This window comes from Flavobacterium sp. RSB2_4_14 (assembly GCF_051547085.1).
Classification (GTDB): Bacteria; Bacteroidota; Bacteroidia; order Flavobacteriales; family Flavobacteriaceae; genus Flavobacterium.
Window position 1 is genome coordinate 1 of record NZ_JBPTTL010000002.1, and the last position, 23,784, is coordinate 23,784.

Consider the following 23,784-nt stretch of genomic DNA (forward strand, 5'->3'; position numbering starts at 1 on the left):
AGGTATCACTTAGTGTTTTACTATGAAAAGCTGTGCGTTTAGTTTGCCGAGAGGTAACTTGGAGCTAGACGCAACGCGTTTACCATCCCGCAAGGTGATTTGAAGCTAGACGCAGCGCATCTAACTTCCCGCGAAGTAAATTAGAGCAAGACGCAACGCGTTTACCTTCCCGCAAAGTAAATTGAAGCTAGACGCAGCGCGTTTACCTTCCCGAGAGGTGGATTGGGGCTGAAAACTCAGTATTTAAGATTTCTATACTTTGTGTTTAATAACTTGGTTGATGCGGAAAATTATTTTTATATATTTGAAAAATAAAGCGAAACAAAACTTCGCCTATACACCCAAATAGGGGTAGATTGGCGAAGTTTTATATCGCCTATATACAAGTTATCTACAACTTTTCATTCAACCCTCCCATTTGCACTTAAAGTGTTGTATTCATTGACTTTATAAAAATGAACAATGCAATTTTAAGCAACAAAAAGCAACGAAATACTTGTTTTGTTGTACCCAATGTTGTACCTTCGTATCACGATGCACCCAATTGAAAACCCTTTATTTACAATACTTTCACTCGTTTGCATTAATTTACAAAAGTAGTATAACATTTCTAAATTCCTATTATTATGGCATCAGTAAAACTAATTTTAAGAACGCATCAGGTAGACCAAACCGGACACAGCCCTTTGTATATCCGAATTATAAAAGATAGAAAAACGAAATTTATCACTGCTGGAGTGAAGCTTAAAGAGAACGAGTGGGATGAAGTAAAGCAGAAAGTAAAAAAGAACCATTCCAATAGTGCCAGGATGAATGCTGCATTATCTCAAAAGATTGCAGATGCTGAAGGTCAGGTTGCAGATATGGAACGTAAAATCAAAACCGTGTCCGTTAAAAAGCTCAAAGAAGCCATAAAGGGAAAAGAAGTGCCAAACTTTTTTGAATATGCCAGAAAGAGATTAGAGAAAATCAAAAGTACTGTTTCTTATTCCACTTACAGAGCATACACCTCTCAGGTTGATAAATTTGAAAAATATATGGGAACAAAGGATGTGTATTTTGATGAAATTACGGTAGCACTATTAAACGACTATAAATTTCATTTAGGAGATACTTTAGGCAACGGAGATACAACGCAACGCCTTTCCATAATTGTGCTCGGAACCATATTCAGGGATGCAATTCGTGAAGAAGTAATTCCTGAAACTATGTTTCCTTTTAGCAAAATAACCCTCAAAATCAGCTCTTCTAAAAGATTATTTCTTAATAAAGTACAGATAGATAATTTAACCCAATTAAAGCTCATAGAAGGCAAAAAAGCGATGATGTGGAGAGATTTATTTCTTTTCTCTATTTATGCCGGAGGATTGCGTTTTAGTGATGTTATCGAAATGCAATATTCCAATTACAATGAAGCTGAACATAAAATCAACAAACACATTCGTAAAACTGGAAGAGTACACCAGTTCAAAATTGGAAAAGTGGCTATAGATATTCTAGAAAAATACAAAAAAGTAAATGCTAATCACGATGATTTTATCTTTCCGATTATTATGGACAAAGAAGGCTATTTGAGCAGCGAAGCAAAACGTTATTTTCAAACAGCAGCTTTCAATAAATTGGCAAATTGGCATCTTAAAAAAATGGGTACAAAAATAAATTTACCATTCGACCTTTCTTTCCATTTGTCAAGACACAGTTTTGCAACCAATGCGTTAAATAATGGTATGAGAATTGAGCACGTTTCTAAACTTATGGACCACCGTGACATCAGCACTACACAAGTATATGCCAAAATCATCAGCGAAGAACTGGACAAAGCTGTAGACAACTATATTTTTTAAATAACGTGTTAAGTGTCTATTTTATTGACATTAAACAATTGTTAATAACTTCAACTAAAATCCTTTAACAAGGATTTTTTTTATTTTATAACTTTACATCAGAGTAAACAAGTAATTTTTAAAGCATTCGAAACGAGTGATAAACGAACACTAGTTGAAAACACTAGGACTTCCAAAAAGCAACCAATTTAAAACCGCTTTTAATTACCTTTAAATACTAAATGAATACCAAAAAAAACATATTAAAATTTGAATACAAAGGATCAAAATATGCAAACAGCTCCGTTTGTAGAATTATTGGCAGTGCCTGCGGCTCTAGCCAAAAATCCTTTATTTGATATAATCGTTGAAGACAAAATCAACATTCAAAACTATTGCAATGCCTTAATTGCAAAAATTCTAGAACTCAAACAATCTCAATTTCCTGCATTTATAGATTATCAATTCAACCAGGTGAAGAACCCGGAAGTATGGATATGCAAACTAGAAAAATTATTAGCCAATAATGAAGCCTTTTTCAGCTCCAAAACGGCTATGAGTAGATACAATAAATTGTATTTTTTAATCGAGAAAAAACGAACAGAGCTGCAATCTTCCAGAGTAAAAGAACCAGTTGCAAAAACTCCTAAAAAATTCATTAATGCTGAAAGTGAAGACCGTCATTTTTCATTTTATGAGTTAAAAAAGCAGTTGGATAATATCAATGATGACAATCAAAAAATATTGTTGCTAACCAAAGAAATGTTTGAATACCAACAAGCTAATATTGAGTTTATCAATCAAAAAACACCTTTTTATGATGCACAATGCACCAAAGAAATAGAGAATATTTATGCCTTACAAAAAATACAAGCGGCAATTGAACAAGCTAAAAATCACAACGCAGGCATTCAAATGCCATTCAAAAAAATGCAAATCAATTGCAATTTAAACCAGTTCATTGATATTCATTATCAGTTTTTAAGAGAATTATTTGTGGATGGAAAATCTATCCTTGATGGTTCGGTTAATGATATGGTGGCAATTATCGTAAATTCTTATCTTGACAAAGATGGAAAAGATATAAGTCCTGAAACAGTCAAAACAATACTAACTCCTTCACGAACCGAAAAACGTCCGAAACCCCATAAAAGAATAGACATCGACAAAATGCTCTAAAACAAAATAGTCCTGAAAGACCATTTCAGGACTTTTGGACTTTTTACAACTTCTCACATTTGCACCATAACAATTTAAAACTTTTAAAAATGGATGCAATTATCTTCACAAAAGACCAGTTCACAGATCTAATGAGCAAATTAGACACAATTCAAAGCCAAATCTCTATCAAGGCTGACCCGAAGAAAGAAACCTTTCTGGACAATCAAGAATTTTTATTACTGATGAAAATTTCAAAACGTACAGCGCAAACCTGGAGAGACGAAGGTAAAATTTCATTTAGCCAAGTGGGAAACAAAATCTATTACAAACTTTCTGATGTTGAAAAACTCCTTACGGAGCATTACAACAAATCTTTTAAAGGAAGATAGTATGAGCAGCTGCAACGGAACTTGTGAGTTTTGCGATTGCAAAACTCACACAAACGAGAACCAACAACCGCCAACTATTAACCACTAAATTAAAACTATGGTAACCATTTTCAAGAATTTCAATGAGGTTGTAGAACACAAAACAATTTCAACAATTTTAGAAGAAATCAAAACAGGAAAGTACAGACCAGGTATCATTTACTTGCGTAAATCATTGGCAGAAAAGAAAGAAGAAGCATATAATAAAGCTAAAAAATCACTTCCAGCATTTACACCTTCAGGTAAATTTGTTGGTGGTCGTAAATTAGAATTCCTAACAGAATATTCAAAGTTTATAATCTTAGATATTGACAAATTAAGTACAAACGATTTACAAAAATCAAAAAGTATAGCTGCACAAAGTGAGTTTACTTATGCGTGTTTTATAAGTCCTTCTGGAAACGGCTTAAAAATTCTAGTCAAAATCGATACACCAAAAACCGAACACAAAGAAACGTTCCTAAAGGTTCAAGCTTATTACGAGAATATTTTAAAACTAGAAATTGACAAATCAGGCAAAGATTTAACGAGGTTGTGCTTTTATTCCTGGGATGAAAATTTATACCTAAACGAAAACGCTTCTGTCTTTGCGAGTGAAACGAAGCAATCTTGTCAAACTGAACTCGTTTCAGTTTCCCCACTGCCAACCGCGACTGTGACTGCCACTGATTACGACGCTATCTACAACCACTGCATAAAATTCACTGAAAAAAAAGTGCAATTCGTGAATGGTAGTCGCAACGTATTCGTTCATCAACTAGCTTGTAACCTAAACCGAAAAGGAGTTGCGTTACAACAAGCACTAGGATATATTTTAACCGATTTTGGCTATGATGAAAAAGAAGTAACACAAGCAGTCAACAGCGCCTACGGAAACATCCACGAGTTTGGCAAAAATGAGAAATTTGAACAACCAAATAAAACAAAAAAGAAAGATAACTTTTCAATAACAGATACTACTGAAGACGACGACGAAGACAAACCAAAACCAACACAAATAGACCGATTAGAGCTGTTTTTGACACAACGATTTACGTTCCGGCACAATGTTGTTTCTGGAAAATTGGAATTCAAAATCAACAAAGGATTTTCTTTCACCTCCCCTTCGGGGAGGCCGGGTGGGGCTTGGAATGTAATGAATGATTTTATTGAAAATTCAATGCTTCGAGAATGTTTAAAAGGTCGGATTAAAACAAACTTATCTTCATTACGAAATTTATTGTATTCTGATTTTTGTGTACTATTCAATCCATTTGAAGATTATTTTTTCAATTTACCTTCTTATGATGAAAAGACCGATTACATTACCGAATTAGCCAATACAATCACGACTACAAAACAAGACCTTTGGCAGCAATGTTTTAAAAAGTGGTTAGTAGCTATGGTCGGTTGTGTATTGGATGACAAAGTAATAAATCATACGGTTATTGTCTTTAGCGGCAAACAAGGATTAGGTAAAACAACTTGGGTGGAGAAACTCGTTCCGAAACCTTTGAAAGAATATCTATTTTCCGGAACCATAAACCCAAACAACAAAGATACATTGGTACAGCTTTCAGAATGTATGTTAATCAACTTGGACGAACTCGAAAATTTAAACCGTTCCGAAATTGGATCACTCAAAGAAATCATAACAAAAACCCAAATCAGAATGAGAAAAGCCTATGGACACAACAACGAAACAATGCCCCGAAGGGCATCGTTTGCTGGTAGCGTCAATACAGCACAGTTCTTGAACGACAGTACAGGTAGCCGTAGGTTTCTTTGTTTTGAATTAGAAGGCATCAAATACCAACACAATGTAGATATTAATATGGCATTTTCACAAGCATTGTTTCTTTTTAAAAGTGGTTTTAGATATTGGTTCGACCAAGAAGAAATCAAAAACATCACCGAAAATAACGAACAATACCAACTCCACAGCCCAGAGGAAGAATTGCTTTTAACGTGGTTTGAACCTTGCGAAAGAGAAAAGGCTAATGTTTTTCTCAATGCTTCTCAAATAGCAGCTAAACTGGCTGAAAAAGCTAAAATAAATATAACTGATGGTACAATAAACAAGTTAGGCAAAGCATTAAAAAAACACAACTTCATTAGATTAAAAAAGAATGGAATAGCAGTGTACGCTTTAATAGAAAATACTTGGGAAGACGTTGATAACAGAAACAAAGTGGTTGAAGAATAAACAACAACAAATAATCATTTTTAAAGTGGAAAACTAGCGTTTCCACTTTTTTTGTGTTCTCTTCTTTGCATTACTTCATTTTACATCATTTTCACAGGGCAGGCAGGGTAACCAAAAAACGCAACAAACATTTTTTATTTTTTTTCTTCTAAAACAATCGGGTAACATAAGACCATATCAGTGTAAAATAATAAAGTAGTCGTTTCATTTTGCACTCAAACAGCCACTTAAAACCGTTTTTTATTTTATAAAAAAATTAAATATCTTTTATCCCAAATTACCTTACCCTCCTTACCCTAAATTTATTTTCACTTTTTTACACTATTTTTCCTCGTTTTACGGTTTCCCTCAAAGAACTTTCAATTGCTTTTTTGTAATATTGTAGATAATATGTTTAAATCAACATAATACTTCAAGTATGTCGAAAATTTTATCTTCTGAAATAGTTTCTTTAGTACATCACGTCAAGCTTAATGAAAGTGGTTGGTGGGAAAAAGCAATACAAAACATCATTATTTCTACATTTGGAATTAATAACAATGCTCCTATTTCCGAAAAAGAAATATATGAAAATTTACATAATGAAATAAAAACGGAAATTGATATTGCTAGGCTTTCAAAACAATTTGATGTATTGAAAAGTAAAAGAATAATCATTTCTACAGCAGATAATCTTTATTTATTATCTGATGAAACCTATAATGACTTCAATAGTTCATTCACTATCCAAAAGGAGATTGAATTTGAAGCAGAGAATCGATTTGAGGAATTATGTGTTCAATTATGTCCCGATATCGATTCAAAAAAACTCTGGAATGAATTAAATGAACATTTAATAATTCCTTTGATTAAGGAAATTGGAGCAAAGACATATGAACTTATTAGTGGTGTAGATTCAATGAATATTGAACAATATGGACAGTTCCAATTATTCTTAACCCGTTATAATGGTGTCAAAGCAAGAGTACAAGCCCTGTTGCTTAAATACTTTGATTTTACAAATGAATTTGTAAAAAAATATATACTTCATCAATTAAACGCATACTTTTTCATTGAGGCAACTAATCTGAATCAACAAACAGTTGAAAAAGTATATGAACTTTCTAAATCACAATCAAATCTAAAGATCTTTGTTGACACCAATTTTTTACTTACACTTTTAGATCTTCACGACAATCCTTCTAATGATGCAACTTCTGCTCTTTTAGAATTGATAGAGGAAATCAAAAACAAAGTAATTATAAAGTTTTATGTACTACCAAAAACAGTTGAAGAGTTTCAGTATTTAATTAAAAAATTTAAAAGTCATCTTAAAAAACTAAAACCAACGCTCAATCAAGCTATAGCAGCTGAGGGTACTGAGGAGTTTACAGGAATAGTAAAAAAATATTTCCACAAGTGTTATGAGAAAAATTCTATCTTAGATTTAGATGATTATTTTGATCCATATTTAGATAATTTTTCAGTTAATATTAGAAAAAAAGGTGTTGAAATTCAACAAGATAATATGGATAAATATGCTACTGATTCTAGGGTTGTAGATGATTTACTAGAACAGGTTGAATACAGGTATGATAAATATTTTAAAGCGGGTAAATTTCAAGGTTTAACTGTGGAAGAAAAGCAGGAAAGAAAAAATAGTATTTATGACAAGTTTAATCACGATTGCCAGATATGGTATTATGTGAAAGATAAAAGACCAGCTTATATTGATTCAACAAAAGATGTTTCAAATTGGATATTAACCTTGGATTTTAGCTTTTTGGAATATGATAAATTCAAACAGTACAATGATACAAATACAAAAATTAGTATTTGCCTTCATCCAAATGAATTTATTTCAATGTTACAGTTTTGGGTTCCTAGAACAGAGAAATTTGAAAATGCTATACTAGGCAGTTTCAGGTTACCATTCTTTTTCAAAGAAGTTGATTCTGATTCTGAAAAGATAAGTATGGATATTTTAAGGGCACTAACACAATATGAAGACAATGAAAAGTTTAGTAGTGAATTGGTAACTGAAATTCTGACCAACAAAGCATTAAGACAGAAAATTAAACCAAACAATTCTGTTGAACAAAATGCACAATTGCTTAAAGAAGAAATTTTTATACAATATGAGGAGACCAATCGACATTTAAAAGAAGAAACAATTCAAAAAAAGGAATTGGCAGAAGAACTCTCAACTGTAAAAACAGAATTACAATCATTAAGTCACAAAATTGATATACTTCAAGACAGTTCTAATAAAAAGATTGAAAAAGAATTAGATTTAATCCGTCAAAACAATATCCAAGAACTTCAAAATAAAAAAGAGGGATTAAACCAACAAAAAGCACAATTAGTAGAGAGAATTAACGACATTGAAGAACTCATTGAAAAAGCAGAAAAAGAGTCTGTCTTACTGATTAATTCCTTTGGTAACCAGCTCAAATCTTTTTTTATTGGCAAATCTATAGTAGAAGAAGATATAAGAACTACAACTCATAATAAATTCTACGACAAGTCTAAATTAGAAGGCTTAAAGACAGAACTTGAAGCAATTAACAGTCAATATGATCAATTAATTATTCCTTCTACTGAAGGGAAAATTATTATTTATTGCGAAAATCAAAATTCTATATTTTTTAATAATTTAAAGTTTGAAAACATCCACTTTATACCGGAAAATAACAGCGCCGGTGTTTACATTAAGGTGGTTGCAAATCCTACACATTTTGGTATTAGAGATAGAGATTATCTTAGCGATAATGAAATCTTAAAATTAAAGAAACAATACAAGAATTATATAATTCTAGATTATTATTGTTTTGAAAATTACTTATTTCATCCCGAAAATTTAGCAGAATTAAATATTCCAGAATTTAGTACTGAATGGTACATTCAACAATTGATAAACCAGAAAAATAAAAAATATGATTCAATTGTGATGAAATTAGTCAATGCTAGAAATGGCTACCAAGAATTTAAGATACCTCACAACAAGATAAGAGAGAAAAATGAAGAGGTAATCTGTGAAAATCTTAAATCAGATGATGTTGAAATATTTTTAAAATCATACAGTTTGAAAACAGAATTTGATAAAAAAATAATTTCAAAATACCAATTAACTACCGATATGTTAATAGCAACAGATTGGTTTAGATCCAAAATAGAACAATTATTATCATTATAAAAAAATTAAATGAACCAAAAAGTCCACAATCAAATAGTTAGTTTTATTTGGAGTATTGCAGATGATGTATTGAGAGATGTATTTGTTAGAGGAAAATACAGAGATATAATTTTACCATTCACCGTTTTAAGGCGTTTAGATGCTTTGCTTGTACCTACTAAAGAAAAAGTTTTAGAAGCCAATGCATTTTTATTAGAACAGAATATTGATGATAAAAAAGCTTTGGAAAGCCAATCAGGCTATCCCTTCTGGAATATATCCCAATTTACATTTGAAACTTTGCTCAATGACTCCGATAACATTGACACTAATTTAGAAGCTTACTTGGACGGATATAGCCCCAATGTACAGGAAATAATTGGCAAGTTCAAGTTGAGAAATCAGTTGGAGACAATGAAAGAAGCAGGTGTAACCTACTTACTTATTGAAAAACTGGCCAACAAAGAAATAAACATAAGTCCTATTGAAACCAAAAACAGTAAAGGGATTGTATTACCGCCTTTGACTAATTTAGGGATGGGTTATGTATTTGAAGAACTGATTCGAAAATTCAACGAAGAGAATAACGAAGAAGCTGGAGAGCATTTTACACCTCGTGAAATCATCAAATTGATGACACATATTTTATTCACACCAGTAAAAGATAAAATTAAACAAGGAACCTATCTTATTTATGATCCTGCTTGCGGTAGTGGTGGAATGCTTACAGAAGCTGAACATTACGCTATGGAAATTACCAATAATAAAGCAGATTTTAAGCTTTATGGTCAGGAAGTAAATCCGGAAACTTATGCGATTTGCACCAGTGATATGTTGATCAAAGGAGAGAAATCAGAAAATATTGCCTTTGGCTCTACGCTATCGAAAGATGGTTTTTCACAATTGCAGTTTGATTTTATGCTTTCCAATCCGCCTTATGGTAAAACTTGGAAATTAGACGAGGAAGCTATTGTGGATGACAGAGGAAAAAAAGGAAGTCAGAAGATTAAAGATAATCGTTTTCAAATTGGCTTGCCTACTATTTCTGATGGTCAGCTATTGTTCTTGTCCAATATGGTGAGCAAGATGAAACACAATACCGAATTAGGAAGCCGTATTGCAACTGTTCATAATGGTTCCGCTTTGTTTACAGGTGATGCTGGCGGTGGCGAAAGTGAGATTAGAAAAAATATTATTGAAAATGATTGGCTGGAATGCATCATTGCATTACCCAAAAACATTTTCTACAACACAGGTATTCCAACATATATCTGGATTGTTTCCAATAAAAAGGAAGCCAAAAGAAAAGGAAAAGTACAATTGATTAATGCAATAGATTCATATGAAATATTACGGAAGAACTTAGGTCAGAAAAATTGCGAAATGAAATCTACCCAAATAGATTCTATAACCAAATTGTATATAGATTTTAAGGAAAGTGAAATATCTAAAATTTATCCTAATGAATATTTCGGTTACAATAAAATAACTATAGAGAGACCTTTAAGACTTTCTGCTCAATTATCAAAAGAAAGATTAGAATCATTACGTTACGAAAAAAGTGTGAAAAATGAAATGGAATGGGCATATTCACAATTTGGCAATGATTTATATGAAGAATTGGAAAAATATAAAGAAAGAATTGAAGTACACTTAAGCAAGAACGATATAAAATTAAAACCTGCTGAGAAGAGCAAATTACTTAGTGTAGAAAATTGGAAATCTCAATTAAAATTGTTGCATATTGCTCAGAAGATTGCTGATAATTTAGGTGACAAAAAATTTGACGATTATAACACTTTCTTGCCCTTGCTATACAAAACGATTAAGGAATTGAAGATAGACATTGATGCCAAAGGATTGAAAACAATTATTGATACTATTACTTGGAAAAACGAAGATGCTAAAAAAGTAATTAAAAAAATCGAAAAAGATGGAACTATTATTTATGAAGCCGACAGTGATTTAAGAGATACTGAAAATGTTCCTCTTGACCAAGATATTAGGGAGTTTTTTAAAAGAGAAGTACTACAGCATATTCCAGATACTTGGTTGAATGATAGTAAAACAGTAAAAGGATACGAGATACATTTCACCCGTTTCTTTTACAATTATAATCCCCCAAGACAAATTGATGTGTTAACTGAATTAATTTTGGAAATGAAAAAAGAAATAAAAACATTATTAACAGAAGCAATAGACATAGTATGAGTGAAAAATTAAATAAATACAAAATCTATTATCCTGTCAATTATGACTATTTAAGCCATCTACCAGCAGGATGGAACTTACTACCCAATATTGCAATTTTTGAAGAAAGAATTGAACGTGGCTACGAGGAAGAGGAGTTACTTTCAGTTACCATAGGTAGAGGGGTAATTAAGCAAAATGAATTAACAAAAAAGGATTCATCAACACTCGACAAATCAAAATATCTGCTGGTATATCCTGGCGACGTAGTTTACAGTATGCGTTTTAGGCAAGGTGCATCTGGCTATAGCAATTATAAAGGAATAGTTAGCCCTGCCTGTACAGTTCTTAAACCAAGAAAAGGTGTTATTATAAATCAAAAATATTTTCACTATTTATTTAGGACGGAATTTTATAAAAATTATGTTGAACGTTTTTCATACGGAATCGCTGATGGACAAATTCCATTAAGATATTCGGAATTTAAACGTATGTATACTATTGTTCCCCCTATTGAGGAGCAAAATAAAATTGTAAGCTATTTAGACAATAGAATTCATTCATTGAATAAAATAATGAAACTAGGCCAATCTCTCATTGGCAAAACATTTAAAGATGCGGGGCTTTTACAAGAATACAAACACCGTTTAATTACTGATGCGGTAATGGGTATAATTGATGTTTCTCATTTTGAGTTTAATTCTCAGATTGATTTAGAAAGTGAAGAATTTGTTGATGCGGATATTGATAACGAAGAAATAAATTAAAAATTAATGGTAGTTAAATTCACAGATACATCCGAAAGAGGTTTTCAAAAATTCATTACCAATTATTTGGTAACAGAACACAAGTTTATAGAAACTTCACCATCCGAGTTTGATCGTGATTTTTGCATTAATCCAAAACAAGTACTGGCTTTTATTGAAGCAACGCAACCAACAGTTTACGAAAGGATTAAAAAAAATGAGCGAAGTTTTTTAGTCCGTTTAGATGAAAAATTGAAAGAATTAGGAGTTATAGAAGTACTTCGTAAAGGCATTAAACACGTTACTGGAGAAACCATTGATTTATTTTACCATAAACCATCCTCCAACTACAATATTAAAGATGCAGCAAGATATGCAGCCAATGTTTTTTCGGTAACACAAGAATTAAAATACAGTTTAGAACACGAAAATCGTTTAGACTTAACCGTTTTTGTTAATGGCATTCCTGTCATCACTTGCGAGCTTAAAAATCCTTTGAGTGGTCAATATGTTCAAAATGGCATTCGCCAATATCAAGATGATCGTGAACCAAAAGAAAAGATATTTTCATTTGCCCGATGTATGGTTCACTTTGCCGCCGATACGGAAATGGTCTATATGTGTTCTGAATTAAAAAAGAAAGCATCCTTTTTTATTCCGTTCAACAAAGGCTTAAACGATGGGAAATCTTTACCTCCTTTTGGTGCCGGAAACCCTGTAAACCCTAACGGATTAAAAACCCATTATTTTTGGGAAGATATATTGAGCAAAGATGCTTTAAGCAACATCATAGACAAGTTTGCCCAAGTAATTGAGGAAACAGACGAAGACACAGGAAAGAAAAAAAGGAAAATGATTTTTCCTCGCTACCATCAGCTGACTTCCGTAAAACAAATACTTAATCACGCAAAACAAAACGGCATTGGTCATAAATACTTAATCCAGCATTCAGCAGGTTCAGGCAAATCCAAGTCTATCGCTTGGTTGTCACATCAGCTGCACGGATTGTTCGATGCAACTGGTGAAAACAATTTGTTCAATTCTGTTATCGTGGTTACTGACAGAACCGTTTTAGACAAACAATTGAGTGAGGAAATAAAACAATTTTCACCAAAAAAAGGAATAGTGGCTGCTATCACAAGTGATGGAGGTAGCAAAACTAGCAATCTTAGAGAAGCTATTGCCAACAAGAAAAAAGTCATCATTTGCACCATACAGACTTTCCCATTCTTGTTAAAAGAAATGGATGATTTAGGTTCAATGAGATTTGCCATTATCATAGACGAAGCGCACAGCAGTCAAAATGGGGAAACATCAGCCAAAATGAATGCAGCATTATCAGATAAATCAAAAAGTGAGGAAGAAGAAGGCGAAGAGGAAGAAGAACAATCATTTGAAGATAAAATCAATCAATTGATTGATAGTCGAAAGATGATTAAAAACGGTTCTTATTTTGCTTTCACGGCGACACCAAAAAACAAAACATTAGAAACTTTTGGAGTGCCAAGAAAATATTTGAAAGATGGAGAAGAAAAAACTGCATTTGATGCATTCCATTTATATTCAATGAAACAAGCGATTGAAGAGGAATTTATTTTAGATGTTTTAGAAAATTACACAACATTTAACTCGTTTTACAAACTAATAAAATCAGTAGAGCAAAATCCAGAATTTGACACCAAAGAAGCTCAGAAAAAATTGAAAGCCTATGTAGAGGGTCACGAATTCGCCATTAAGGAGAAAGCAAAGATTATGCTGGATCATTTTCATCGCGATGTAAAACACCTGATTAACGGGGAAGCAAAAACAATGGTAGTAACCAAAAGTATTTTATCGGCTATCAAATACAAAAAAGCTTTTGATGGGTACTTGAAAGAAATTAAATCACCCTATAAAGCCATTGTGGCTTTTTCAGGAAAGAAAACTTATAAAGGCATTGAGTACGATGAAACCTCGATGAACAGTTTTGAAAGTTTCAAAAATGACGTTCCAAAAAACTTCAAAAAAAACGAATACCGTTTTTTAATTGTGGCTAATAAATATCAGACTGGTTTTGACCAACCACTTTTACATACAATGTATGTAGATAAAAAATTAAGTGATGTTCAGGCAGTACAAACACTATCTAGATTAAACAGAGCTTACAAACCCTATAAAAAAGACACTTTTGTTTTGGACTTTCTCAATAAAGCCGAAGACATCCAAAAAGCTTTTGAACCTTATTACACCGCTACAATATTAAGTGAAGAAACAAATCCGAATAAACTCAATGACCTAGTCGACGCTTTAGAGAAGTTCGAAATTTACAACGAAGAAGTCGTTATTGATTTTTTTGAAAAATATGCGAATAAAGCGGACAGAAATATTTTAGACCCAATAGTTGACTCAGCAGCTCATATTTTTACACACAATTTGGATTTAGACAAAAAAATTGACTTTAAAATCAAGGTAAAAGCATTCTTAAGAACATATAGCTATTTAGCCAAGTTACTAGATTTTAACAATATCTATTGGGAACAATTATGGTGGTATTTAAAATATTTATTACCCAAATTAACAATTCCAAATGATGACGATTTTGCAAAGGGCATTATAGAAGCAGTTAATATGGATAGTTATCGCCCCTCTAAAATAGCCACTGAAAAAATTAATTTAGCTGAAGATCCTGGTTATTTAGCCCCAATCCCCGTAGATGTTGGCGGCGGTAAATTAGAAAATGAATTTGACACACTTGAAAATATTTTGCAAATATTCAATCACCGTTTTGGCGATGTCGATTGGACTGACAAGGATAAAGTCAATCAAATTTTAACCCAACAGATTCCAGCTGCAATGAAAGCAGACAAAAGGATAATGGATGCAATAACTACATCACCAGACAAACAAAATGCAAAGATTTCTTCTGATAACAAAGTAGAAGAACTAATGCAACAATATTTGTTCTCACAAACAGAAATTTTCAAGAAGTTCACAACCGATTTAGATTTCCAGAGACGCTATAAAGAATTTATTTTCGATAGTGTTTGGCAAACAAAAAATCAACCACCTATAAATCCTTAAACAGTTAAGCTATAATATTTAAAATAACTAATGACTATTATAAATTAACTTAAGAAATAAACTCAAAACAAAAATGAGCAAAGTAGCAAGTAAAATAGAAGCAAAAGATTACAGTATTTCGGATGTGTTGTCTAACAAAAAATACACCATTGATTATTTTCAACGTGAATTCAAATGGCAGCAAAGACACATTGAACAATTAATTGCGGATTTAGAAACCTCCTTTAATCTCAATTATGATGAAACACACGAGCGTCAGGAAGTAGCCAATTACAATTCCTATTATTTGGGACCAATTGTACTAAGCAACAAAGACGGTAAAAAATCTGTTATTGATGGTCAGCAAAGGCTTACATCTTTAACAATATTATTGATTTACCTCAATAATTTACAAAAAGAACAACCCCATAAAGTAAATCTAGATGCTTTAATTTATTCCGAAACCTACGGTCAAAAATCATTTAATCTCGATGTTCCGGAACGTAAACATTGTTTAGATGCCTTGTATAGCAATGGTAATTATGAAATTAAAGATAAAGACGACGAAACTGTAAAAAACATTACAGAAAGATATTTTGATATTGTTGAACTTTTTCCTGACGAACTAAAAGGAAAAGCACTACCCTTTTTCATAGACTGGTTAACACAAAATGTGGTTTTGGTTGTTATCACGGCTTATTCTGATGATAACGCTTATACGATATTCGAAACTATGAATGATCGAGGTTTGAATCTAACCCCAAGCGAAATGTTAAAAGGGTATTTACTTTCAAAAGTGAGAACCTCAGAGCAAAGAGATCAAATAAATGCAGTTTGGAAAAAAGAAATAAAAGGAATACACGAATTATGGAACGAAGCAGATATAAGTTTCTTTCAATCTTGGCTAAGAGCAAAATATGCACTAACAATCCGCCCCGGTAAAATAGGTGCTGCCAATGAAGATTTCGAAAAAATAGGTACTCGTTTTCATACTTGGGTAAAAGACAACAATGACAAAATAACCCTTCAAAACCCAAACGATTTTTATGAATTCGTAAATACCAATATGATTTTCTTTATGAAGGTGTTTACTAAAATTTATCAAGCAAGAGAATACTTCACCATTGGATTAGAACACCTTTATTATGCGCAACATTGGGGTTTTGCAAGTTCATTGGCTGACCCATTACTATTAGCGGCAATTGGTTTGAATGACAATGAGGAAACTATTGATAAAAAACTTAATCTAGTAGCTCGTTTTATAGAAACTTTTGCAGTCTATAGAGGGGCTAATTATCGAAACTTCTCTCAAAGTTCGATAAGATACACTATGTATAATTTAGTGCTGGAATTAAGAGATAAATCAGTTCAGGAAGTCGGAAATATATTAGCTCAGAAACTACAAGATATTGAAGAAAATCTAAATGGCCTTTTACGTTTAGGTATGCATATGCAAAACAAACATTTTATCAAGTTTCTTTTAAGCCGTATAACTTCTCATATCGAATTAAAATCAGGAAAATCGACCAATTTCGTAACCTACTTCCATAATCCGGGTGGTAAACCTTTCGAAATAGAACACATTTGGGCTGACAAAATGCAGTATCACGATGACGAATTCACTCAAGTACACGAATTCAACGAAATGCGAAACCGTTTAGGAGATTTAATTCTATTGCCAAGAGGAACAAATCAATCATTTGGTGCAGATCGTTATGAAAAAAAATTACCTCATTACATAAAAGAAAATTTATTAGCACAATCATTAAACACAGTTTGCTATGAGCGCAATCCAAATTTCCTAAATTATGTAAACCAATCTGGGTTGCCATTTAAAGCACACGACCAATACAAAAAAGAAGACCTTAACGAACGCCAAAATCTATACAAACAAATCAGCGAAGAAATTTGGAGTTTAGATTTTTTTAGAACCATAGATTAATAATTAAATTTTTTAGTAGTTGAGAGGTTAGGAATATTTACTATTTAAAATAATCAATGAAACAATTTAAAGCAGGTTATATCGTGGATGCCATCAGTAATCTTATTACTGAGAATTTCAAGTCATTTAATTATTTCAATGAAAATGAAAATGATGACATCAATAAAGTAAAAGGATTGCTTCAAAACCTTAGTGCCTTTAATGTTCAATTTCCATATACCCATTCTATTGATTATAACAATATACATCCTGTTTTAGCGACAATAAATAACATCATTACACGTGGTTTACCAACAAAAGCACCTCTTGCAATTGAAGAGACTTTTTTAGAAATTGGATTAACCAATAAAAATGAAAATGAAATTATTTTAGAATATTCAAAGACTGTTAAAAAATTGAGTTTTGAAACTGTTTTTGAGTTACTCCACATCATTGAACCAAATTTAAAGTTCAAAGATGAAAACTATATTGGAGAATTAGGAAGTCAATTAGAACTAAAATTTTTAGGAAACCATCAATTTATCAAACAACTTTTCCAATCACAAAGAGATTTTGCTACAATCACAAATGATTTACCAGGAGGTCGATCAGTCGATTTTAGTTTTACATCGCCATATTTGTATTGGAATAATAACAAAAATAGAACCGAATTTAAAACTAGAATTTTTGAAATAGATGGCCCACATCATTTATTAGACGAATACGTTTTCTATGATACAAATAGAGATTTAGCTGCAAAAACAGTGAATGCAGAAACTTTTCGTTTCACTCAAAATGAGATTAATGCAAATGAGATTCCTTATGCTAAATTATTTTCTGAAGATTTATATAAAATTTTCGAAAAAAACTTCAATAGGAAACATAATGAGTTTTTAGAGGAATACAGTTTAATTTTTATCCCTTTTGCTGTTGCTAGAATTCAAAAAGCAATAATTGAACATTTTATAGCAAAACCTGAATTTTTAAATAAGGAATCCTTACAAATAGCAATTATTGAAAGAGATTTGCCGTGTGGTGCTTTAGCGATTAAAAGTTTAGAAGATTTTTTCACAAACATAAATGCTTTGTTGGAAGATAAAGACAAACTACCATTGCCAAAAATTGAGTTAAGTATTTTTGAAAATGAAAAATGGGTAAATAATCAAAAATTACATTGTAATAACAAACCAAAAAATGAAACTTACTTTGGAGCAAATGATTTTGATATTATTATTGATCATTCCATTTTAAGACGTTCTCAAATCTATAAAGAAAAAGATTACTCGCTTCGTGAAGCCATACTAATTCGTTCATCACATTATTTTGACAATAGTATTGAAAGCAGTAAAAAAATTTACTGTGCCAATTTGTTACAATATAATGAATTAGTTCATAAAAATAATGATGGTTCTTATACTTCAAATGAAAAACTTGAAAAACACATTAATTTTTTCATTCAAAATATTTTTAGAAAATCTAGTTTTAGATCAGGTCAATTACCAATAATTTCTAGAGCATTACAGCAAAAACCAGTTATTGGTTTATTACCTACGGGTGGAGGTAAATCGTTAACGTATCAGTTACCGGTTTTTTTACAACCAGGTTTATGTTTGGTCGTTGATCCCATAAAATCATTAATGGAAGACCAAGTAAGAGTTTTAAACAATAATTGGATTGACTGTTGCGATTATATAAATTCCAATTTGGAGAGGACTGAAAAGCAAAAAAAGATAATTGATTTTAAGTTTGGAAAAACACAATTCCTTTTTGTGTCTCCAGAACGATTTGTAATGCAAGACTTTAGGAACATCATAATGTCTATTGATAATACTAAATATAAGTTAGCATTTTCATTTTGTATCATTGATGAAGTACATTGCTTATCTGAATGGGGACACGATTTCCGTTCAACCTATCTAATGTTAGGTAAAAATGCTCAAAAATTTATTAAAACGAGGAACGGCAAAGTGACTTTAGTAGGACTAACTGCAACAGCATCTTACGATGTTTTATCCGATATTGAAAGAGAGTTAGACATTGACCACAAAGACTCAGCAAATGCAGTAATTTCAATTGACAATACTATAAGAAAAGAATTATTTTTTGATTTTATAGAATGTAACGCTGATATCTCAGATCATAGTATAACAGATAGAGATATTAAAATACGAATTGGCACCATCAAAAGAGATAAATTAAATGAATATGTCAAAAGCAGTGTAAATAATTTAAAAACTATTGATGATAAAGTTATTGCAGATTCTCTTGAACAACATTATGAAGAATTTGAGGTTGCAGAATTTGAAGAAAATGAGAAGAATAATATAATTGAAATTGAATCACAGTCAATTAATAGTATTCCAAATAGTTTGACATTTGACACTACTACTTCAATAATTTTTTGTCCACATACCCAAGGAATATTAGGCGTTACAGGCAGAGTTCATAATGGATTACGTTCTTCTGAAATATTTGAAAACTTAGTAATAAATGAATCTAAAAAATCCTATTTCATAGGGAATGATGAGGCAGGAAGATTAAGCAAAGAAATTCATAACCATTTCAATAATTTTTTAGACGGCAAAACCAGTTATATGGTTTGTACAAAAGCATTTGGAATGGGAATCGACAAGGAAGATGTAAGAGCAGTTTATCATATTAACTATTCTTCTTCACCTGAAAGTTATATCCAAGAAGCAGGAAGGGCAGGTAGAGACAAGAAAAAGTCTTTATGTGTGAACTTGATTAATACAGAAGATTTCTATTTTTTAAACCCAAATTATATTAAACAATTCCCAAAAGAAGCAAGAATAAGATTAAGACATTTAGTTGAATCATTCAATGGAGAAAAATTCACATTAATTAGAAATTCAAATAAAGAAGCATTAATAAATGACATCAGATTAATTATTCTCAATTTCTCTGAGACATTTAACACTGTTATTAATAATGAAAATGAAGAACAAAAAACCATTTTAACCTATAATTTAGATGAAAGCACTCACGATTTCTTTCACAATAACAGTTTCAAAGGTATAGAAACAGAATTGTATCAATTAGAACGTTTTTTTACTAGAAAGGAAGAAATTAATAAAACAGTATTTAAACAAATTACAGATATTTATAATCTTGAAAACGATAGGGAAATAAAGTTTTACTTAACACCTGATGGGCCTTATCAAGGTAATATTTGGCTTAGAAATGAAGATAACCTTGTTTTTGGTAAAATAATTAATACTAGAGGTAATGGAAACTTAACTGTTGATTTTAACTTTGGTGCTGGTGGTGGTACTATGAACATTCCACTAACAAATAACATTTTCGATTTTATAACAAGTCAATGGGATAAAAACAGTCCAAATACCACACTTTATGAATATTTAAGTAAACCTGTTGAAAATGTTATTAATAATGGGCTATCGTTAAAAGATTTCTTTGAATTGGGAAGCAATAATTTAAAATTCATTGTGCCATTAGATCTAATCAAAGACAGTCTTTCTGAAAAACTAATTTTGGATTTTGAATTAGTTGCAACACCAAATATTCAAAATATTCAAAGCTATTTAGAAGCCTTACAAAAACAATCAACTGATTTTAGAGATTATATTCAGAGAGTAGAAGAAACTTGGGATATAGAAATTTTAAAGTCTGAAATGTATTCTAATAACAAAAAACAGTATAAAGAATTATATTATTCAAATATTAACCGACAGGATATATTACGGATTATTTATCGTTTATATAGTATTCAATTTATTTCGGATTACACTATCGATTACAATAAAGGCTTGGTAACAGTCAGTATTAATAAAAAAGAAAAAAACTTCTATATTCAAGCTACAAAAAATCATTTATTAAAATACCTATCCAAAGAAAAAACACAATTAAAGATTGACACCTTACAACAAACTTGTAACGATTTGAATGTATTTAATACAATTAAAAAATCGGTCAAAGTAATTTTGGAATTTACATATTCTGACATTGTAAAAAAAAGAAAAAGGGCAATTGAAGACATAAAAGAATTTATTACAGAAAGTATTAATCACAATAAAAAGACAGAACTAAAGTTCAAAAATTCAAAATACAATAGTCATTTCAAGCAGCTAATGTATTATTACTTCAATGCAAAATATGCAAAAAGTGAATTCAATGAAGATGGTGAAGACCGTTCATTAATAGATGATTTTAAAAAGAAAGAGTTAGATCACTGGGAAGTGTTAATAAAGTACACTAGAATATTAAATAATAAAGCATCTTTCATAAACGAATGTAAAATGATGCGTGGTTCTTGTAAAAGAATTTGGCGTTCCATAGCAGGTGAAGATTCTAAAGGGGAATATGTTTTAAAATTGATGTATGCTTATGCTAGTTTCGGGTTAAACAATCCATATTATTTTGAAGAGGCTGAAAAGCATTTTATGGAAGGATTTGAGAATTTCTATGACAAATGCAACAACTATAAAGATTTTGAAAATAAATTAAATCAATTTGAAGAAATCTTATCAGAAGAAGTAAAATTTGAAAATTCAAAAGAATTTATTAAAAGAGCAAAACACAGATTAATGCTTAGGATTAACACCAAATTCGTTCAAAATATTAACAACAGCTTAAAAGATTTATAATATGAATAATATAGACCAAATTTTATCTGATAATTACGAGCAATTAGATAAACTAAAATCAGAATTAAAACAAATTGAAAACTTAAAGGAAAGAATTCAAGAGTTAAAGGATAGTAATGAAAAATTACCTGAAGAATTTCAAAAGAGGTTTCAATTGATAATTGAACACGCAACCGAGTATAATAAAAACTTAGGGAATTCAGTAAAATTATTTATTGAGGGTAACAATGATCTATTAGTGAAAAATATAAATCAAATTGAGAATAATATTTCCCAATTTAAAAAAATTAATGATGATTTCAAAAATGAAATTAATCGTTTATCAAAAATAGATTTAGAAGAACATTTCAATAAACATCAAAACAAACTTTCAGAAGTATTTATCTCGGTTAATGGAATAAATGGCATACTAACAACCATTTCTCAAAACATCAATAAGATCATTCAAAACTTTGGTGAAATTGAACAAATACTTTCTAAAAACCAAAAGGAAATCATCAAATTTTTTGAATTAGCAACTGAAAATCAAGAGAGTATTAAAAAAGAACTATTGGCTAAAATTGAAGAATCAGACACTAAACTGAATTCAATTATTTCCCAAAATGAATTATTAAAAAAAGAACTAGATTTCAATAAAAAATTAAGTTTTGCTATCATAGCATTAGTAATTATTTCAATTGTTATAAAATTCTTATGAAGATATTTTTAATATATTTAGTTGTTGGAATTATATCTAATTTCATTGGTCCACTTGCCAAACATTTGGCCATTGAGGATAAACACTCTTTAAAAGAAAATAAAAACAAAAGTTGGTTTTACAGATACTCATTTATTATTTTGACGAGATCCTTTATGACCATTTTTTATCCTGTTTTTTATTTTAGTTATTATATACTTAAAAGAAAACCACAAGAACCAGTTTCATTCGAAGATAAGCTAAATACTAGTTTAGTAAAAAGACTTAGAAATATCGGCGAATTTAATAATACAGCACCAACAGAAAAAACTAATGATGAAAAGATTATTGAAATATACACTCTAATTTGTTCCTCATTCAGAAAAGCTAGCTCAGAGAAACAAGAACGTATACCTGCTGATAATTTGAATACAATAGCTATGAAATTCTTTAAAGTATATGAAGAATTTGGGGAAAATTTTATGCAGGAGCATTTAGAATACGAATTAAAAAAATATAAAAACGAAGGTTTAAGACCAGAATATCAGCGAGGAATTTCATTATTTTAAACCCTAATTTAAAAATGACACCAGAACAACTAAAATTAATAAAGCAACTTGCACAATTAGGCGATGTTACCATTGTAAAAAGAGGCACATCAAGTCTTATTAATGCTATTTCAGAAATGAATAGCAAAGCACTTGAATTAATTTTAGAAGATGACGTAAGTTATCAAGATACTACAAAGACAATTTTTCTCCAAAAACTGAAAGAAGTTTTCACAGATTTCCAAAAAGAAGACAGCAAACTTATTCCTTATGAGGGTAAATGTAATTCCGGTGAATGTACCAATAAAAATAAAAAAGGTATAGCCTTCGTTGGAAATAAATCAAATCGTTATATTAATTTCATTATTGAAGAAAAAGAAGACGGCACAGTAAAGGACATATACACTTGTTCGGTTTTTTGCACTAATGAGAATGTTATCAATGAAAATAAAAGAAAACTTGATATTACGGTTTATAATGATGAAAAGGTCAATTTTAAACCTTCATCTTCATATAACTATTTAAAAAATAAATCAATCACTGCTCTGAATGAAATAAAGCAACTCAATGACTGTGAAATTTCAAAAGATGAAATAATTACTTGGATTAAAAGCTATGAAGAATTATACAATTCTATGAATTGGATAAATAATTATTACAAGTATCATTATTCGTTTTATTGGCTTTATTATCATATCAATGAAATTTATAAATTCTTAATAATTGAAAATGAAGCTAAAATAGCGATTGATGAATTTAAATCTATTAATCTTGATAACGAAATAGATTTATTAAAATGGTTAGTAAAGTATGAACATTTATATAACGAATTAATATTATTATATGGTAATATTTTGCCTGAGGAAAGTTTACAAACAGGTAATTGTGTTTTACATAAAGACCATACTGTTTACTTCAAAATAGATATATTAAGAAACTGTATCGATTTGCAAGAACTACTTGAAAAGCATTATTACGAAAAATTGAATAAATACAATACACTATCTCCGGAAGAACAAGAAAATCAAATACCTTTTGATGATGATTACGAAAGAACTTCATCCTTAAAATATCATTTACAAACAAGAGGAATTATCTAATCATTATCTCATTCAGCTGCACAAAATCCTCGTTTAGTCCAAGTATTCCTAAACTCACATCTTTGTTTGCTTCATTTCGCTAATTTCATTTCCAATAACGAGAATATCTTTTTTCGTTCGGTGGTAAAATGGAAGTTTTACATTTCAGTAGTCACTCCTTTGCCAACGCTCCAAAAAAAATTACTGGC

At 30.7% G+C, this 23,784-nt stretch carries 13 protein-coding genes; all 13 read left to right on the plus strand.

Annotation, left to right across the window (positions count from 1 at the left end; genetic code table 11):
- Positions 1-626 precede the first annotated feature (626 nt).
- The 13 genes from ACSVH2_RS06050 (at position 627) to ACSVH2_RS06110 (ending at position 23,596) form a co-directional block, all read left to right on the plus strand.
- Positions 627-1,844, plus strand: a complete 1,218-nt coding sequence (locus tag ACSVH2_RS06050) for a tyrosine-type recombinase/integrase (protein WP_438092272.1) — start codon at positions 627-629, stop codon at positions 1,842-1,844.
- Between the two features lie 270 nt (positions 1,845-2,114).
- Positions 2,115-3,002, plus strand: a complete 888-nt coding sequence (locus ACSVH2_RS06055) for a hypothetical protein (protein ID WP_438092273.1) — start codon at positions 2,115-2,117, stop codon at positions 3,000-3,002.
- An 89-nt stretch (positions 3,003-3,091) separates the two neighbouring features.
- Positions 3,092-3,373 carry a helix-turn-helix domain-containing protein gene (locus tag ACSVH2_RS06060; protein ID WP_011964270.1) on the plus strand — a complete coding sequence of 94 codons (282 nt, stop codon included), beginning with the start codon at positions 3,092-3,094 and terminating at the stop codon, positions 3,371-3,373.
- 97 nt (positions 3,374-3,470) lie between these two features.
- Positions 3,471-5,597, plus strand: coding sequence for a VapE domain-containing protein (locus tag ACSVH2_RS06065; RefSeq protein ID WP_438092274.1), 2,127 nt, complete (start codon positions 3,471-3,473; stop codon positions 5,595-5,597).
- Between the two features lie 418 nt (positions 5,598-6,015).
- Positions 6,016-8,772, plus strand: coding sequence for a hypothetical protein (locus ACSVH2_RS06070; RefSeq protein WP_438092275.1), 2,757 nt, complete (start codon positions 6,016-6,018; stop codon positions 8,770-8,772).
- Between the two features lie 9 nt (positions 8,773-8,781).
- On the plus strand, positions 8,782-10,962 hold the full coding sequence (locus ACSVH2_RS06075; RefSeq protein WP_438092276.1) for a type I restriction-modification system subunit M: 2,181 nt from the start codon (positions 8,782-8,784) through the stop codon (positions 10,960-10,962).
- Positions 10,959-11,708, plus strand: coding sequence for a restriction endonuclease subunit S (locus ACSVH2_RS06080; RefSeq protein ID WP_438092277.1), 750 nt, complete (start codon positions 10,959-10,961; stop codon positions 11,706-11,708). Before ACSVH2_RS06075 ends, ACSVH2_RS06080 begins: the two co-directional genes overlap by 4 nt.
- A gap of 6 nt (positions 11,709-11,714) precedes the next feature.
- Positions 11,715-14,747: a type I restriction endonuclease subunit R gene (locus tag ACSVH2_RS06085; protein WP_438092278.1), complete on the plus strand. Its 3,033-nt coding sequence runs from the start codon at positions 11,715-11,717 to the stop codon at positions 14,745-14,747.
- Positions 14,748-14,820: 73 nt separating this feature from the next.
- Positions 14,821-16,668 carry a DUF262 domain-containing protein gene (locus ACSVH2_RS06090; RefSeq protein WP_438092279.1) on the plus strand — a complete coding sequence of 616 codons (1,848 nt, stop codon included), beginning with the start codon at positions 14,821-14,823 and terminating at the stop codon, positions 16,666-16,668.
- A gap of 56 nt (positions 16,669-16,724) precedes the next feature.
- Positions 16,725-21,272 (plus strand): DEAD/DEAH box helicase, encoded by a 4,548-nt coding sequence (locus ACSVH2_RS06095; protein ID WP_438092280.1) that lies wholly within the window; start codon positions 16,725-16,727, stop codon positions 21,270-21,272.
- Between the two features lies 1 nt (position 21,273).
- Positions 21,274-21,969 (plus strand): hypothetical protein, encoded by a 696-nt coding sequence (locus tag ACSVH2_RS06100; protein ID WP_438092281.1) that lies wholly within the window; start codon positions 21,274-21,276, stop codon positions 21,967-21,969.
- On the plus strand, positions 21,966-22,517 hold the full coding sequence (locus tag ACSVH2_RS06105) for a hypothetical protein (protein ID WP_438092282.1): 552 nt from the start codon (positions 21,966-21,968) through the stop codon (positions 22,515-22,517). The genes ACSVH2_RS06100 and ACSVH2_RS06105 overlap by 4 nt, the downstream gene beginning before the upstream one ends.
- Positions 22,518-22,531: 14 nt before the next feature.
- On the plus strand, positions 22,532-23,596 hold the full coding sequence (locus tag ACSVH2_RS06110; RefSeq protein ID WP_438092283.1) for a hypothetical protein: 1,065 nt from the start codon (positions 22,532-22,534) through the stop codon (positions 23,594-23,596).
- Positions 23,597-23,784: the final 188 nt, after the last annotated feature.

Coding starts and splice junctions, on each gene's coding strand:
- ACSVH2_RS06050 (WP_438092272.1), top strand. CDS start 627: ATGGCATCAGTAAAACTAATTTTAAGAACGCATCAGGTAGACCAAACC.
- ACSVH2_RS06055 (WP_438092273.1), top strand. CDS start 2,115: ATGCAAACAGCTCCGTTTGTAGAATTATTGGCAGTGCCTGCGGCTCTA.
- ACSVH2_RS06060 (WP_011964270.1), top strand. CDS start 3,092: ATGGATGCAATTATCTTCACAAAAGACCAGTTCACAGATCTAATGAGC.
- ACSVH2_RS06065 (WP_438092274.1), top strand. CDS start 3,471: ATGGTAACCATTTTCAAGAATTTCAATGAGGTTGTAGAACACAAAACA.
- ACSVH2_RS06070 (WP_438092275.1), top strand. CDS start 6,016: ATGTCGAAAATTTTATCTTCTGAAATAGTTTCTTTAGTACATCACGTC.
- ACSVH2_RS06075 (WP_438092276.1), top strand. CDS start 8,782: ATGAACCAAAAAGTCCACAATCAAATAGTTAGTTTTATTTGGAGTATT.
- ACSVH2_RS06080 (WP_438092277.1), top strand. CDS start 10,959: ATGAGTGAAAAATTAAATAAATACAAAATCTATTATCCTGTCAATTAT.
- ACSVH2_RS06085 (WP_438092278.1), top strand. CDS start 11,715: ATGGTAGTTAAATTCACAGATACATCCGAAAGAGGTTTTCAAAAATTC.
- ACSVH2_RS06090 (WP_438092279.1), top strand. CDS start 14,821: ATGAGCAAAGTAGCAAGTAAAATAGAAGCAAAAGATTACAGTATTTCG.
- ACSVH2_RS06095 (WP_438092280.1), top strand. CDS start 16,725: ATGAAACAATTTAAAGCAGGTTATATCGTGGATGCCATCAGTAATCTT.
- ACSVH2_RS06100 (WP_438092281.1), top strand. CDS start 21,274: ATGAATAATATAGACCAAATTTTATCTGATAATTACGAGCAATTAGAT.
- ACSVH2_RS06105 (WP_438092282.1), top strand. CDS start 21,966: ATGAAGATATTTTTAATATATTTAGTTGTTGGAATTATATCTAATTTC.
- ACSVH2_RS06110 (WP_438092283.1), top strand. CDS start 22,532: ATGACACCAGAACAACTAAAATTAATAAAGCAACTTGCACAATTAGGC.